The 13,670-nt window shown below is 70.7% G+C and carries 15 protein-coding genes and 2 pseudogenes; 4 read left to right on the forward strand and 13 right to left on the reverse strand.

The window, feature by feature from the left end; genetic code table 11:
* Nucleotides 1-20: 20 nt before the first annotated feature.
* From AB0K82_RS29390 to AB0K82_RS29405, 4 genes are read right to left on the reverse strand one after another with little or no spacing between them, the layout of a single operon-like run.
* A complete protein-coding gene (locus tag AB0K82_RS29390) occupies nt 21-614 on the reverse strand; it encodes a DUF5666 domain-containing protein (RefSeq protein ID WP_364403159.1) in 594 nt (197 codons plus the stop codon).
* Nucleotides 607-1,869: an ABC transporter permease gene (locus AB0K82_RS29395; protein WP_364403162.1), complete on the reverse strand. Its 1,263-nt coding sequence runs from the start codon at nt 1,867-1,869 to the stop codon at nt 607-609. The genes AB0K82_RS29390 and AB0K82_RS29395 overlap by 8 nt, the downstream gene beginning before the upstream one ends.
* Nucleotides 1,866-2,612 carry an ABC transporter ATP-binding protein gene (locus tag AB0K82_RS29400; RefSeq protein WP_364403165.1) on the reverse strand — a complete coding sequence of 249 codons (747 nt, stop codon included), beginning with the start codon at nt 2,610-2,612 and terminating at the stop codon, nt 1,866-1,868. The genes AB0K82_RS29395 and AB0K82_RS29400 overlap by 4 nt, the downstream gene beginning before the upstream one ends.
* Nucleotides 2,609-3,823, reverse strand: a complete 1,215-nt coding sequence (locus tag AB0K82_RS29405; RefSeq protein WP_364403168.1) for an HlyD family efflux transporter periplasmic adaptor subunit — start codon at nt 3,821-3,823, stop codon at nt 2,609-2,611. Before AB0K82_RS29405 ends, AB0K82_RS29400 begins: the two co-directional genes overlap by 4 nt.
* A 179-nt stretch (nt 3,824-4,002) precedes the next feature.
* Between AB0K82_RS29405 and AB0K82_RS29410 the strand changes: the two genes are divergently transcribed.
* Nucleotides 4,003-5,175 carry an efflux RND transporter periplasmic adaptor subunit gene (locus tag AB0K82_RS29410; RefSeq protein ID WP_364403171.1) on the forward strand — a complete coding sequence of 391 codons (1,173 nt, stop codon included), beginning with the start codon at nt 4,003-4,005 and terminating at the stop codon, nt 5,173-5,175.
* A gap of 47 nt (nt 5,176-5,222) precedes the next feature.
* Here the strand turns inward: AB0K82_RS29410 and AB0K82_RS29415 are convergent, their stop codons facing one another.
* Nucleotides 5,223-6,710: a hypothetical protein gene (locus AB0K82_RS29415; RefSeq protein WP_364403174.1), complete on the reverse strand. Its 1,488-nt coding sequence runs from the start codon at nt 6,708-6,710 to the stop codon at nt 5,223-5,225.
* Between the two features lie 487 nt (nt 6,711-7,197).
* On the opposite strand from AB0K82_RS29415, the gene AB0K82_RS29420 reads away from it, so the two are divergent.
* On the forward strand, nt 7,198-7,671 hold the full coding sequence (locus AB0K82_RS29420) for a hypothetical protein (protein ID WP_364403177.1): 474 nt from the start codon (nt 7,198-7,200) through the stop codon (nt 7,669-7,671).
* 16 nt (nt 7,672-7,687) lie between these two features.
* On the opposite strand, the gene AB0K82_RS29425 is transcribed toward AB0K82_RS29420, so the two are convergent.
* The 3 genes from AB0K82_RS29425 to AB0K82_RS29435 all read right to left on the reverse strand — a co-directional run bounded on the left by AB0K82_RS29425 (nt 7,688) and on the right by AB0K82_RS29435 (nt 9,061).
* Entirely contained in the window at nt 7,688-7,861 is a 174-nt protein-coding gene (locus AB0K82_RS29425) for a hypothetical protein (RefSeq protein WP_364403180.1), read from the reverse strand.
* A 62-nt stretch (nt 7,862-7,923) separates the two neighbouring features.
* The gene (locus AB0K82_RS29430; protein ID WP_364403182.1) at nt 7,924-8,580 is read right to left on the reverse strand and encodes a MerR family transcriptional regulator; all 657 of its coding nucleotides are present in this window, start codon (nt 8,578-8,580) and stop codon (nt 7,924-7,926) included.
* A gap of 433 nt (nt 8,581-9,013) precedes the next feature.
* Entirely contained in the window at nt 9,014-9,061 is a 48-nt protein-coding gene (locus tag AB0K82_RS29435; RefSeq protein ID WP_364403257.1) for a hypothetical protein, read from the reverse strand.
* A 154-nt stretch (nt 9,062-9,215) separates the two neighbouring features.
* Between AB0K82_RS29435 and AB0K82_RS29440 the strand changes: the two genes are divergently transcribed.
* Complete coding sequence (locus AB0K82_RS29440; protein WP_364403185.1) at nt 9,216-9,632, forward strand: hypothetical protein; 417 nt, start codon at nt 9,216-9,218, stop codon at nt 9,630-9,632.
* A gap of 67 nt (nt 9,633-9,699) precedes the next feature.
* On the opposite strand, the pseudogene AB0K82_RS29445 reads toward AB0K82_RS29440, so the two are convergent.
* The 4 genes and pseudogenes from AB0K82_RS29445 to AB0K82_RS29460 form a co-directional block, all read right to left on the reverse strand.
* Nucleotides 9,700-10,278 (reverse strand): annotated as a pseudogene (locus tag AB0K82_RS29445) (response regulator transcription factor).
* 9 nt (nt 10,279-10,287) lie between these two features.
* Nucleotides 10,288-10,650: pseudogene (locus tag AB0K82_RS29450) on the reverse strand (histidine kinase); the annotation flags it as partial.
* Nucleotides 10,651-10,862: 212 nt separating this feature from the next.
* A complete protein-coding gene (locus AB0K82_RS29455; protein WP_364403188.1) occupies nt 10,863-11,843 on the reverse strand; it encodes a hypothetical protein in 981 nt (326 codons plus the stop codon).
* Nucleotides 11,840-12,433 carry a PadR family transcriptional regulator gene (locus AB0K82_RS29460; protein ID WP_364403191.1) on the reverse strand — a complete coding sequence of 198 codons (594 nt, stop codon included), beginning with the start codon at nt 12,431-12,433 and terminating at the stop codon, nt 11,840-11,842. Before AB0K82_RS29460 ends, AB0K82_RS29455 begins: the two co-directional genes overlap by 4 nt.
* 30 nt (nt 12,434-12,463) lie before the next feature.
* On the opposite strand from AB0K82_RS29460, the gene AB0K82_RS29465 reads away from it, so the two are divergent.
* Entirely contained in the window at nt 12,464-12,802 is a 339-nt protein-coding gene (locus tag AB0K82_RS29465) for an ASCH domain-containing protein (protein ID WP_364403194.1), read from the forward strand.
* A gap of 7 nt (nt 12,803-12,809) precedes the next feature.
* Here the strand turns inward: AB0K82_RS29465 and AB0K82_RS29470 are convergent, their stop codons facing one another.
* Nucleotides 12,810-13,670, reverse strand: a complete 861-nt coding sequence (locus AB0K82_RS29470; protein WP_364403197.1) for a haloalkane dehalogenase — start codon at nt 13,668-13,670, stop codon at nt 12,810-12,812.

Consider the following 13,670-nt stretch of genomic DNA (forward strand, 5'->3'; position numbering starts at 1 on the left):
AGAGAGGTTCCGCGGAGCCGTCAGCCGCCGGACGAGGCGCCCTGGACGGATGTCGCGGTGAGGGTGCCGTCCGCGGCCTGGGAGCCCTGGACGGTGACGGTGGTGCCGGTCTTCAGGGCGGAGGCCGAGCCGCTCCGCAGCACGCGGACCTTGGTCTTGTCCGTCACCTTGACCTGCACGACGCCGTTCGCGGTCTTGACGTAGATGGTCTTGCCGGTGACCTTCTGGACGGTGCCGGTCGTCCCCGGGCTCGCGCCGTCACCGGGCGCGACCCCGCCGGGCATCCCGCCGCCGAAGGTTCCGCGGCCGCCGCCCGGCATCGTGCCGCCCGTCGCCGCGCGCGTGCCCTGGGCCGTGGTGCTGGTGTGGTTCCCGAAGTGCCGGTCGACCTGGGCGCCCGCCCCGAAACCGGCGGCCAGCAGCGCGCCGGCGCCCAGGTAGGCGGTCAGGCCGAGTCTCCTGCGGGCCTTGGGAGCCTTGGCGAGTTCGCTCTCCAGGTCGCCGTCGAACGGCGAGGCGGAGAGCACGTCGTCCCGGGTCACCGAGGCGTCGGGCTCCTCATGCGGCGTCCACGTTCTGCGGCCGGTCACGTCGATCTCCTCCGGGTCACTCATGGCGCAGGGCCTCGATCGGGCGCAGCTTGGCCGCGCGGTTGGCCGGGTAGCTGCCGAAGAACAGCCCGATCGCGACGGACACGCCCAGTGCCAGCGCGATCGAGGAGGGCACGATCACCGGCTTGACGCCGACGACCTCGAAGAGGCTGCCGACGACGCCGACCAGCACGCCGAGCACGCCGCCGACGAGGCTGAGCACGGTCGCCTCCGCGATGAACTGGCCGAGGATCGCCCCCTTCGGCGCTCCGATGGCCTTGCGGATGCCGATCTCCCGGGTCCGTTCGGTGACGGTGACGAGCATGATGTTGGTGATCCCGATGCCGCCGACCAGCAGGCTGATGGCCGCGACCGCGCCGAGCAGCACGGTAAAGGTCTTGCTGGAGGCGCTGACCGCCGACTGCAGGCTGGCCTGGTTCATGATCTGGAAGTCGGCGGTGTTGGACCCGGAGATGTCGTGCCGCTGGTTCAGGATGTCGGTGACCTCGCTCTGGGCCCGGTCGGTGACCTTGGAGCTCTTGGCCTCCACGACGATGGAGCCGAGGCCGCCGAACCCGGTGATGTTCTGCTGCACCGTGGTGAGCGGGCCGATCGCGACGTCGTCGGCGTCCTGCATGCCGGACGAGCCGGACTCCTTCAGCACGCCGACGACCGTGAAGGGCGTGCCGCCCACGTTGACCTGCTTGTTCAGCGGGTCGACGGTGCCGAACAGGTCCTCGGCGACCGTCTGGCCGATCACCAGGACCTTCCGGCCGCTCGTCACGTCGTCGTCGGTGAAGGCCGCGCCGCGCGCGACCTCCTTGTTCGCCGCGCTGAAGTAGGCGGGACAGGTCCCGACGAACTGGCTGATCGAGTGGCTCGTCCCCTCGTACGTCGTCGTCACGGACGAGGACGTCACCACCGGCGACGCGCTCTTGACCGAGGGGGCGTTCACCGGGTCGACGAGCGCCTTGGCGTCGTCGACGGTGAGGTCGTGCGCCTGGGTCCGGGGGCCGTTGGACTGCTGGCGGTTCCGCATGCCGCCGAAGCCGCCGAAGCCGCCTCCCCCGCCGCCAGAGGTCGACTTCGAGACGGTGAGGGAGTTGGCGCCGAGCCGGGAGATGTTGTTCTTGATCTGCTCGGAGGAGCCGTTGCCGACCGCCACCAGCATGATCACGGCGCCGACGCCGATGAGGATGCCGAGCATGGTCAGCGCGCTGCGCATCTTGTTGGCGGTCAGGCCGCGCAGGGCGAACCGCAGGATCTCCCAGGGGCTCACCGGGCGCCCTCCGGAACGGAGGCGGCGGCGGGCGGCGGACCGTCCACCGGGGCCTGCCGGCGGTCCTCGATGATCTCGCCGTCGACCAGCCGGATCACCCGCTTGGCGCGGGCGGCGACCTCGTCCTCATGCGTGATCAGCACGATGGTGCGCCCCGACAGGCTGAGCTGGTCGAGGATGCCGAGTACGTCCGCGGTGGAGCGGGTGTCCAGGTTGCCGGTCGGCTCATCGGCGAGCAGCAGCGCCGGCGCGGTGACGAGGGCGCGGGCGACGGCGACGCGCTGCTGCTGACCGCCGGACAGCTCGTTCGGCTCGTGGTCCATGCGGTCGGCGAGCCCGACCTGCCGGAGCGCGGCCCGGGCCCGCTTCCGGCGCTCCGCCGGCTTCACGCCGCCGTAGGCCAGCGGCAGTTCGACGTTGGCCAGCGCGGACATCCGCGGGATCAGGTTGAACGACTGGAAGATGAAGCCGATCCTGCGGTTGCGCAGGATCGACAGCCGGCGTTCGTCGAGCACGCCGACGTCGGTCCCGTCCAGCAGGTACCGGCCACCGCTCGGCACGTCGAGACAGCCGAGGATGTTCATGAGCGTCGACTTGCCGGACCCGGACGCCCCCATGATGGCGACGTAGTCGCCGCGCTCCACGCGGAGGGACACGCCGCGCAGGGCGTGCACGGCGGTGTCGCCCTGGCCGTACACCTTGGTCAGCGCGCGGACGTCGAGGACCGCGGGTTCGGGCGTCACGGCCGGCCTCCCCCGGGAGCGCCGCCGCCGGGCGCGCCACCGCCGCCGATGCCACCGCCGAACCCGCCGCCGGCCCTGCCGAAGCCGCTGGAGCCGCTCGTGCTGGTCGTCGTGGTGGTGATCACGACCTGGTCGCCCTCGTTCAGCCCGGACTTGATCTCGGTGCCCTGGTTGCCCTTGACGCCGGTCTGCACCGGCTTGATGACCTGCTTGCCGTTCTGCAGGACGGTGACCGTGCTCTGCCCGCCGGCGGTGCGGACGGCGGCCGCCGGGACGTACAGGACGTTCTGCGCGGTGGCCGTGGTCACCTGCACGGTCGCGGTCTGGCCGATCCGCACCGAGCTCGGGATCGAGGTCAGAGTGATGGTCGCGCCGTACTGCACGACGTTGTTGCTGGTCGTCGGCGACATGTCGATCTGGGTGACCTTGCCGGTGGCGGTCACGCCGCTGAGCGCGTCGAAGGAGACGGTGGCCTTCTGGCCGGTCTTCAGCTTGATCGCGTCGGCCTCGGTGAACTCCCCGGTGACCATGAGCTTCTTCGGGTCGGCCAGCTCGATGAACCCGCTCCCGGACGAGCTGGACGAACTGCTCGTGCTCGACGACCCGGACGAGCCGTTGGACCCGCCGCCGTTCCCGGACGGACCGTTCGAGGAGCCCTGTGAGCTGGAACCGGAGCCGGCGGAGGAGCCCGAGCCGGAGGACGAGCCGCCGACCGTGCCGTTGACGGCGACGACCGTGCCGGCGAACGGCGCCCGCAGCTCGGTCCCCGCCAGCGCGCGGACGGCCTGGTTGTAGGCGTTCTTCGCCGAGACGTACGAGGAGTAGCCGGAGGCGGTGGAGGTGTCGCCGTCCTCGGCCGCGGTGAGGTTCGCCTTGGCCGAGGTGAGGTTCTCCTGGGCGGAGGTCGTGTCGAGCCGGGCCAGCAGTTCGCCCTTGGAGACCTTGTCACCCGCCTGGACATAGATCTTGGCGACCGTGCCGGAGGTCGTGAACGACAGCGAACGGCTCCTGGCGCTCTCCACCGATCCCGAGGCCGAAACCGACGAGACGACGGTGCCGCGCGTGACCCGGGACGTACGGCTGAGGGCGGACGCGCCGGCCGAATCGTCTCCGCCGGTCAGCGAGAGATATCCGACGCCGATGCCGGTGACCAACAACACGCCCAGCGCGCCGTTGATCACGAGGGATCTGCGTCCGAGTAGACGTTTCACCTGGCACAAGCTGGCGGAGAAAGGTTGGATTACCCTAATTCAAAAATGAAAATACGATGAGAGACCGTCCCCAGGAAACTCTCATTCAAGGCCCAGATTCGTTTCATCCGGGCACGTCATCATGGCGCGCCATGAGATTTCGGGTGTCCGCGCCGAATTTCCGGCGGAAACGTACCCAGGTGGCGACCGGCGTAATCGGCGTCGCCCTGATCGGCGCGGTGACGACCGTCGCCGTCGGCACCGGCGGTGGGAGCGGGGCGGCACCGACGTACGCGACGGTGGCCGAGGGCGCGGTGACCGCCACGGCGGGCGCGGCGGGGAACGTCACGAGCGCCGACAGCCGCGACCTGGCGTTCAGCACGTCCGGCACGGTGCAGAGGGTGTACGTCAAGGTCGGCGCGAAGGTGCGGGCGGGCGCCCGCCTGGCACGCGTCGACCAGACCGAGGCGCTGGAGAGTGTCGCGGCGGCCCGCGCCGCACTGGCCGCCGCCGAGGCCGCCGAGTCCTCCGGGAGCGGCACGACGAGCTCCGGCGCGGCCGCGGCGACGACCACGGACCGCGCGACCATCGCCCTGGCCGCCTACCGGCCGACGGCTTCGCCGACCCCGACGCCCTCGGCGAAGACGAGCACACCGAGTTCGACGAAACGCCCGTCGACCCGGCCGAGCACCCCGCAGAACACGCGAACGTCGAGAGCTCCGGCCTCCGGGAACTCCTCCGGCGGTGGTACGCCCCAGGGCGGCACGACCTCGGCGGCGCAGCTCGAGGCACGGGTCATCCAGGCCAAGAACACCCTCACCCAGGCGGAGCGCGCGCTGGCCGGAACGGTCATCAAGGCGCCGATCGACGGCACCGTCCTCGCCGTGAACGGCCACGCCGGCGACACGGCCTCGGCGTCGAGCACGTTCATCACCATCGGGGACCTGAACGAACTGCAGTTGCAGGCGACGTTCTCCCAGAACGACGTGGCGCACATCCGCGTCGGCCAGGAAGCCAAGATCACCCTCAGCACGGACAGCACGAAGACCTACGCCGGGTCGGTCACGCACGTCGACACCAACGCGACGACCAGCGACCAGCTCGTCAAGTACGGCGTGATGATCGCCTTCGACGACGTGCCGTCCAAGGTGCTGATCGGCCAGTCCGGAACCGTGTCGGTCACCACGGCGTCCGCGGCGGACGTGCTCCACGTGCCCTCATCGGCCGTACGGACCGCGGCGAACGGCACCTCCACCGTCCGGGTGCGGCAGGGCGACCGCACCGTCACCCGTACCGTCAAGGTCGGCGTCCGCGGCGACACGTACGTCGAGATCACCTCGGGCCTGTCGAAGGGCGAGCGCGTGGTGACGTGAACCACTGGTGAACGAACCGCGCGCGAAGGCGCGGCCGCCCGTGCCGCTCAGCCGGCCACCCGGTAGGCGCGCGAGACGGTCTCGGTCACCTGGTTCCCCGCGCTGTCGACGGCCGTCGCCCGCAGGTCGACGTAGCCCGGCTCGGCCGGATTGGTCACGGACACCGTCCCGTTCACGACCGGGAGGGTCTGCCAGGTCTTGGACCCGTCCGTGGACGCCTCGACCGTCAGCGTCGTGACCGCGTGCGCGGTCGCGCCGGGGTTGGTCACGACGCGGACCGGGATCTCGGTGGTGGAGCCGGGCGCGGCGGCGTTCCGGTCGTCGAGGCCGCGCGGCGCGAACCGTACGGTGCTGAGCGGCAGCACGGTCTTCTTCGACGTCCGCGCCGACTTGAAGATCCAGCTCACCTGGACGCGGTCGGACAGCGTCGCCTCGGCGGCGTCGCGGGTGGCCGTCACGTCGAGGTGGTAGGTCGTCGCCGACTTCCCGAGGGTGACGTCCGGTTCGTACGCGTCGAGCCCGAGCGCCTTGGTGCCGGCCCGGAGCTTCACGTTCGCGATGGTGAACTGGTCGGATCCCCAGTTGCCGGGAGCGTCGGACAGCAGGTTGACGGGTGTGTAGTGCAACTGGTCGCCCGTCCGGTAACCACCGGGTGCGGCGGGCCCGAACACCGCGGCGTTCCAGGTCTCGGCGGGCGCCGTGCCCTTGGCGTACGTCCGGGTGGCCAGGGTGACGTTGCCGAACAGCGGGTGGGACGAGGACTCGTACCACAACTCCCGCTTGCAGGCCGCCCCCGGCTGGACGTACTCGGTGAGGGTCGCGGGCGCGTCCAACCACATCTCGTCGTCACCACCCCAGGCGGTGCCCCGGCAGCGCGGGTTCACCTTCATCCCGTCGCCGAAGGACCGGTAGGTGACCTTGACCTCCGCGAGGTCGGCCTTGGTGACGTGCTGGGTGACGCCGGCGGGGATGCCCCCGGCGTAGGAGGTACCGAGGCGGTACAGCACGCCGGACCCGGTCCAGGTGCTGCCCTGGGCGAACGTCACCCCGGAGCGCTTGACCGGCACCGCGTACAGCCGCCCGGGAACGTCGTCGGTGGTGAAGTCCATCGCCCCGTGCCGTACGTGCACGCGGATCCGGCCCTGCGCGGACGGGTCGCCGACCGACAGGTCGATCGGCTTCCCGCTCTTGGCGCTGAGCGTGACGTGGTCGTGGCCCTTGGACAGTTTGTACGTGGTCAGGACCACGGTGTTCTCGGGCGACTCCCCCGGCTCGTTCCGCGCGAGCGTCGCGTAGATCTCGTACGTCCGCTTGTCCGGCAGCTTCGCCACGGCGTTGTCGCGGCCCATCACCGGCCAGGACTTCTTGGCCGCCGGGTCGTAGATCTGCGCGGTGATCCAGGGCACCTTCCCGGCCCGGCTCAGCCCCTTGATCGTGAGGTACCGCCAGGTCGTCGCCGAGGCGGTCGCGGGCAGCGAGCCGAGGACAAGAACACCGGCGACCCCGGTGATGAGCGCACGTCTCCCCAACCCCATGGCCACCCTCCGCCACACCACCAGAATGAAGATCACAAACCTTACATTCCGGGCACCGCACGCACACCGGTTGGCCGAACCAGGCCAGCGGAAATCCGCTTCGCACGCCTCTTGATGGCAGTCTGAGCGATTTGTCCGCCGTCAGAGCCACCGCGCGAGCGAGCCGAAGGCTCGGTAATCGCGCCCGCACGGGGGGACGAATGCCACGAATCACCGCTGGTCAACGGCTTTACCGAGCGTTTCGCACGCCCACGAGCACCGTCACGGTCCCCGCGCGTTCGCCGCCGCGTTCGGTGGCGAGCGAGCCGAAGGCTCGGCAATCGCCTCCATGCTGGCGGACGAATGCCAGATATCACCGCTGATCGACAGTCTTCACCGAGCGTTTCGCAAGCCCCGCCCCGGACGGAGGCGTGGTATCGGCCCCGTGCGCTCTCCGGCGAAGCGCATAGGCCTCCTCGCCTCGCTCGTGAGGAAGTACGTTCGGATCATGGTGCACTTCTGGCGCGTTCCGGCCATAACACACTTCGCGCCGGCAATGGGCTGGTTGGCGCTGCTCGTCTTCGCGCTCCCCGCGTTCGGATACCTCCTGGTGATGCTCTTAGCGCGGCCGCCACCCCCGGCCATCTTCGCCGCCCCGTACGGGCTCTTCGCCGTCGCGTGGTACCTGGCCGCGTTCCTGGTGATGACGCCGCTCTGGGGGTTGCCGCCGCTCTGGCGCGCCGCCGTCGCCGCCGTGATCGCCCATCTGGTCGCGCTGGTGGCGCCGGTCTCCTCCGGAATGGCGCGGTATCCCCTGTACGTCATCCGTTGCGGCCACCTGCCGGTGGTGGGGACGACGTTCGCCGCCGCCTACTCGTACACGGTCCCCGCCAGCCGGGAGTACATGGTGACGCCCTTCCACGAACATTTCTTCTGTTCCAGCGAGGAGGCCGCTGCCGCAGGGTTCCACGAATTCCCCTGACGAGCCTCCCGCCGGCTCAGGCGGATCGGTGGAGGTCGGCCCGGACCTCGCCCGCGAGCTCGTGGATCTTCTTTTCGGTCTCCCGCAGTCTCGCCTCGGCCTGGGCGGTCCGCTCGGCGGCACGGCGCTCCCGCCGCGTCGGCTTACGATGCGTCCGGACCTTCGGCTTCGAGCGGGTGAACAGTCCCATCACACTCACTCCTTCGGCTGTGCCGCGCTGGTGCCGCCAGGAGATTCCCCGTATCGAGCCGTTCATTCCGTTCGCGAGTCACCCGACGCGGGGCCTAGAAGCCGGGCCGAGATGTTCTCCTGGGCCAGGAGGCGGAGCGCGGTGATGAGCCTCTCCCCCAAGATCGTCCCGACGACGACGCTCTCGGCGATGCGGTCGGGATCCGGGCGGGAGGCGACCGCCGCGACCTCGCGCTCGGCGAGTCGTTCGACGGCGTCCGCGTAGGAGTCCAGGTCGGCGGCCAGGTCACCCTGGCCGAGCGCGTGCAGGACGGCGATCGTCTCGGCCAGCGTCGCGATGGCGGGTGCGTCCGGCTCGATCGCCCAGCCCCTCTTCTCTATCAACTCACGGACCTGGACCTCGGCGCGGGTGTCATGGTCCTCGGTGGACTGCCGTGGCGGGGCGAGGGCACGGTGCACGGCCCCGATTCGGTGGTGCAGGGCCTCATCGCCGGCGTCGAGCGACTCCAGCACCTCCTTCACGCGCACCACCGGAAGACCGGCCAGATCGATGAGGGCGCGGATCAGCCGGAGCCTGCGCAGGTGCCCGTCGGCGTAGTCCGCCTGGTTGGGGCTGGTCAGCTCGCCGGGCGGCAGCAACCCCTCCCGCAGGTAGAACTTGATCGTCGGCACCGAGACGCCCGATCGCCGGCTCAACTCCCCGATACGCATCCTTGCCATCCTCTCCAACTTTATGGATAGTATCACTACCCATATAGCGGATAGTATGACTATCCACTCTGATTGGAGGGATCGTGGTCTACCTAGTCCTCGGCGGTTCCCTGCTGGGCTTTCGTCTCCTCGGTGCGCTCGGTGTGCGACGGTTCGCGAGCTGGCCCGTCAGCGCGGCGCACGCGCTGGCGGTCATGCTCGTCGTCACGGCGAGCGCGCACTTCGTCCCGGCGAGCGTGACCGTGATGCCGAACCACGCCGACATGGTCCGCATGGTGCCGCCGTTCGTCCCGTTCGCCGACGCGATGGTGTACCTGACCGGCGTCCTCGAACTGCTCGGCGCGGTCGGCCTGGTGGTCACCGCCACGCGGTGGGCGGCCGGGATCGGGCTGGCCGCGCTGTTCATCCTGCTGCTCCCGGCCAACATCTACGCGTCCGTCGATCACGTGCCCTTCCACGGCGGCGAGGCGACTCCGCTGTGGCAGCGGATCCCCGAACAGGCGCTCTACGTCGCGGTCGCCGTCTGGGTGGTCCGGGCGTCCGACGGCGCGGCGATCCGGCGTCTCGCGCGCCGGCTCCGCGTCGGTCCCGCCAAGCCCGCCTCCGTGTCCCGATAGCCCCTCTCCCCACAAAAGGACTTCGCCATGAAGACCCTGGCCCTCAGCACCGAGTCCCGGATGATCGCCGGGGCCGTGCTCCTCACGATCGTCACCATCGAGTTCGGCGGCTGGTTCATGACCCGGATCGCGCGCGGCGGCGTGCCGATGACCGACTTCCAGCGCGCCTTCGCGCGCGCCGGACACGGCCACGCCGGCGTCCTCGTGCTGCTCAGCCTGATCGGCCTGCTCTACGCGGACGCCACCGGCCTGACCGGCGTACTGCTGTGGACCGCCCGGCTGGGCGTACCGGTGGCCGCCATCCTGATGTCCGGCGGGTTCTTCGCCGCCTCCGCCGGCCGAGGCGCCACCGCGCCGAACCGGTTCGTCTGGATCCTGTGGATCGGCGCGCTGTCCCTCGCGGCGGGCGTGCTCAGCCTCGGCCTCGGCCTGCTGACGGCGTGACCGCTTGATGCAGTGATCATTGGCGGTCGCTGCTCATAGGGCGCGGTGATCGCCAGTGATCTCGTCTTCAGGAGCCGAGGTAGCGGAGGACCGCGAGGATCCGGCGGCTGTAGCCCCCCTCGCTGGGCAGGCGGAGCTTGTCGAAGATGGCGTTGACGTGTTTCTCGACCGCGCTCTGGGAGACGTAGAGCTGCGCGGCGATCGACGCGTTCGTGTGGCCCTGCGCCATAGTCCCGCTCGCGGGGGGTCAGCCGGCTGAGCGGGTCGACGTGGGTCGTACGCGCGAGCAGTTGCCGGACGACCTCCGGGTCGAACGCCGCGCCGCCCGCGCCCACGCGCTCCAGCGCGTCCAGGAACTCCTGGACCTGGGCGACCCGGTCTTTCAGCAGGAACCCGACGCCCTGGGTGTCGGACGACAGCAACTCGGTGGCGTAACGCTTCTCGACGTACTGGAGAGCACCAGCACGCCGACGCCGGGGTGTCTCCGTCGAATCTCCAGAGCGGCGCGCAGCCCCTCATCGGTGTGGGTCGGCGGCATCCGTACGTCCACGACGGTGACCTCCGGCAGGTCGGCGTCCACCGCGGCGAGCAGTGCCTCCGCGTCGGCGGTGGCGGCGACGACCTCGTGTCCCTCCTCTGCCAGCAGATCGCAGGCGACCCGTACGGGTACGGGCGAGCGTTCGGCGACGGTGGCGAGGGCCTCGGCCAGACCGAGTTCGTCCAGTGCCGCCGGGTAGACGCGCCACGCCACCTCGCGCAGTTCCTCCACGGCGCGCTGCGCCTCCTCGTGGGCCTGCCGGTAGAGGTCGTCCGAGCCGTTGCGGCGGGCCCGGCCCAGGAGCATGGCCAGGGCGACGAGGCGCTGCTGCAGGCCGTCGTGCAGGTCCCGCTCGATGCGGCGGCGTTCGGCGTCGACGGCCTCGACGATCCCGGCGCGGCTGGCGGCCAGCTCGGCGATCCGGCGCCGCATGAGCTCCCGGTCGTCGGGGCCGAGGAGGCGGCGGGCGAGGCGGCGCTCGACGGTGACGACCGCGGCCAGTCCGGCCAGGTCGAGAAAGAGCAGCACCGCGCCGACCGTCACGAAGTACGCGATGATCGGCGCCGTCGGGGCCATCCCGCCGGCCGGCTCCACCGCGGTGCTCATCTCGATCATGCCGACGACGCTAGGGACCGTACGAGCGTGGCGTAATGCGGGCGGCCGCCCGGCCGGGGTGCGGAAAACCGCAGGGTCTATCCGCCGAACCGCGCGATGACCTCCCGGTACACGTCGAAGGCCGGCTTCGGCCGGTAGTCGTCCGTCAGCAGGCCGAAGCGGTGGAACAACCCCGGAGCCGCGCTGTCGGCGTCGCGCAGGGCGAAGTGCGTGTAGGCGCGGACGTTGTGCGTGGTCCGGCACTCGGCGATCGCCCGGACCGTCGTCTCCAGAACCTCCGCCTGCCGCTCGGGGGTGCGATCCGGGCCGGTGGGCCAGCCGTTCTCGGTGATGTGCAGCGGAACCTCCGGGGCGATGCCCGCGGACGTGAGGCGCTCGGCCCGGTGCATCCCGACCAGGCCGGTGATGGCGTCGTGCAGCCGGTCCGGGGCGATGGGCTGGAAGACGTCGGGGAAGAAGTCGAGGCCGACGTAGCCGAGGGCGTCGATGAACTCCTTGCCGCCCAGGCCGGTGAGCGAGGCGATGAAGTCGGCGCCGGGTCCGAACAGCGGCGTGGTGTTGAAGCCCACTCGAAGATGGTCGAAGCCCTGCCGGCCGGCCTCGTCGGCGCCGGCGAGCACCCCTTCGATCACGGCCTCTCGCACGCGTGGGTAGTGACCGTCGAGGGTGGGGTTCCCCGGGACGTTCGGCTCCTCGGTGATCTGCAGGGTCGCGGTCCGGTGGCCGTGGCGGCGGACCAGGTCGCGAACGAAATCGACATATCCGGCGACGTCTCCGCTGTGGGACTGGTACTGGGCGACCAGGTCCAGGACACGCCCGTCTCCCGCGTACCGCTCGACCCGTTCGGGGGCCTGCGTCACCTCGCGCCGGTCGTCGGCGTCGACGAACGAGATATAGCCCCGCACCAGGAACGTCCCGCCATCGGGCCGTAGCCGGTCGAGAGCGGCCCGGATCCGCTCGGGATCGTCCGCCGGCCCGGTGGCCAGGCCGCCGCTGTCGTCACCCGTGACGCCCCCGGGATAGATCCCGAACAGCAGAGGGTCGGACACGTTCGTCATCGTTCTCCTTCGTGGTCACGGCGCCCGGGCCACAGCAGGGCCCCGTCGGCGATCTCTTCGGCGGTGGCCTCGACCCAGGCCAGCTCGCTGCGCGCCATGTGCAGCGCGTACTCGACCTCGATCACGTACAGGCGCGGCACCTGCGCCGACCGCAGCGCGTCGGTCAGGGCCTGTTCGTCGTCCGCGATCGTGGTCCGGAGCCGGTCGGCCCGCTCCCGCAACGCCGCGCGGGCCCCGTCCGGGCCGAGAGCCCCGAGGTAGGCGACGGCGGTGAGGAAGACGGGGAACTCCCGCCGCGGGTTGCGGATCTGCTCGTCGACCCGCTCGACGAAGACGGCACGGCCCCTCTCGGTCAGCTCGTACACCGTCCGGGCCGGCCGGTTCCCCTCCTGAACGCGCTCGCGCGGCGTGATCCAGCCCTCGCGTTCCATTGCGGCCACCACGTCGTACAGCGATCCGCGGTTGATCCGGACGCTGGCGTCCTTGCCGCGATCGCGGAGCACGGACGCCATCTCGTACGGATGCATGGGCCGCTCCATCAGCAGCCCCATCACCGCCAGTCCCAGCGGGTTGTCGACACTCCGCGCCATAGTCGCCTCCTGATATCAGAAACCGACTATATGCCTTCCTGCGGTTCTCCGCGGGCCGCCGTCCCGTCCCTGCGCTTCCACCGTGACTACCTCGACGCGGTACGGACGGGCACGAAGGTCACCACGATCCGGTTCCGGGACCCGGGGACGACCGGGCCGGTGAACCTGGTGTTCGAACCGGACGAGGAGGTCACGCTGCCGGGCCTGATCACCGAGGTCGTCGGCAAACGCGTCGCCGAGCTGACCGACGCCGACGCCGTCGCGGACGGCTTCCGCGAGCTCGCCGAGCTGCAGGACCGGCTCCGATACCACTACCCGGAGATCAAGCCGACCGACGAGATCGCGATCGTCCACTTCCGGCTGAGGTGACGGGCTCCTAGCGCAGGCCGTGGCGGTCCGCCCAGTCGGAGACGGCGGCGGCGATCTCCTCCGGGCGGTCCTCCGGGGCATGGTGGCCGGACTTGCCGCAGGCGACCGTCTCCAGGGCTGCGATGTTGGCCGCGCACCAGGCGGCCATCTCGTCGCTGATGAGCAGCGTCGGCGAACCCTCGAAGGTCATGAGCAGCTTCGGGACGTCCGGGCTGGTCGCCAGCCACTCGTCGTACGCCTCGATGCGGGCGACCAGCTCGGCCGGCTCACCGCCGAGCGGCATCTGGCGGGCCCAGGCGAGGATCGGGCGGCGGCTCTCCGGGGTCGGGTACGGGGCGAGGTAGGTGGCCAGGTCCTCGTCGGAGACCGGGGTGAGGACGCCGCCGGTGAATGCCTGGCGGACGAAGAGGTTCTGTTCGAGGACCAGCTCCTCGCCTGCCCCGGGGGTGCGGATGGTCTCGGAGCGCTTGCGGGCCTGGGGTGACAGGTCCTCCCAGGCCATCGGCTTGACGATGGTCTCGCAGAAGGCCAGGCCGAGGACGCGGTCGGGATGCCGGGCCGCTCGGTCGAAGGCGAGCGCGCCGCCCCAGTCGTGGCCGACCAGGACGACACGGTCCAGCCCGAGGGCGTCGAACCAGGCGTCGAGGTACCGGGCGTGGTCGGCGAAGGCATAGGGGATGTCGGGCTTGCCGGAGCGGCCCATACCGATCAGGTCGGGGGCCAGCAGGCGGCCCGGCCCCACGGCGCGCATCACGTCGCGCCACAGGTGGGACGAGCCCGGATTGCCGTGCAGGAAGACGAAGACCGTCCCGTCACCCCCCGTGTCCTCGTAGTGCATGGTCGAGTCGAGCACCCGGATCTCTGGCAT

Origin of the sequence: Actinoallomurus sp. NPDC052274, assembly GCF_040679475.1 — a bacterium.
Taxonomy (GTDB): Bacteria; Actinomycetota; Actinomycetes; order Streptosporangiales; family Streptosporangiaceae; genus Actinoallomurus; species Actinoallomurus liliacearum.

Excerpts from the sequence above, each read along its gene's own strand:
- AB0K82_RS29390 (WP_364403159.1), bottom strand. The coding sequence starts at position 614 with ATGAGTGACCCGGAGGAGATCGACGTGACCGGCCGCAGAACGTGGACG.
- AB0K82_RS29415 (WP_364403174.1), bottom strand. The coding sequence starts at position 6,710 with ATGGGGTTGGGGAGACGTGCGCTCATCACCGGGGTCGCCGGTGTTCTT.
- AB0K82_RS29420 (WP_364403177.1), top strand. The coding sequence starts at position 7,198 with ATGGTGCACTTCTGGCGCGTTCCGGCCATAACACACTTCGCGCCGGCA.
- AB0K82_RS29425 (WP_364403180.1), bottom strand. The coding sequence starts at position 7,861 with ATGGGACTGTTCACCCGCTCGAAGCCGAAGGTCCGGACGCATCGTAAG.
- AB0K82_RS29430 (WP_364403182.1), bottom strand. The coding sequence starts at position 8,580 with ATGGCAAGGATGCGTATCGGGGAGTTGAGCCGGCGATCGGGCGTCTCG.
- AB0K82_RS29440 (WP_364403185.1), top strand. The coding sequence starts at position 9,216 with ATGAAGACCCTGGCCCTCAGCACCGAGTCCCGGATGATCGCCGGGGCC.
- AB0K82_RS29455 (WP_364403188.1), bottom strand. The coding sequence starts at position 11,843 with ATGACGAACGTGTCCGACCCTCTGCTGTTCGGGATCTATCCCGGGGGC.
- AB0K82_RS29460 (WP_364403191.1), bottom strand. The coding sequence starts at position 12,433 with ATGGCGCGGAGTGTCGACAACCCGCTGGGACTGGCGGTGATGGGGCTG.
- AB0K82_RS29465 (WP_364403194.1), top strand. The coding sequence starts at position 12,464 with ATGCCTTCCTGCGGTTCTCCGCGGGCCGCCGTCCCGTCCCTGCGCTTC.
- AB0K82_RS29470 (WP_364403197.1), bottom strand. The coding sequence starts at position 13,670 with ATGCCAGAGATCCGGGTGCTCGACTCGACCATGCACTACGAGGACACG.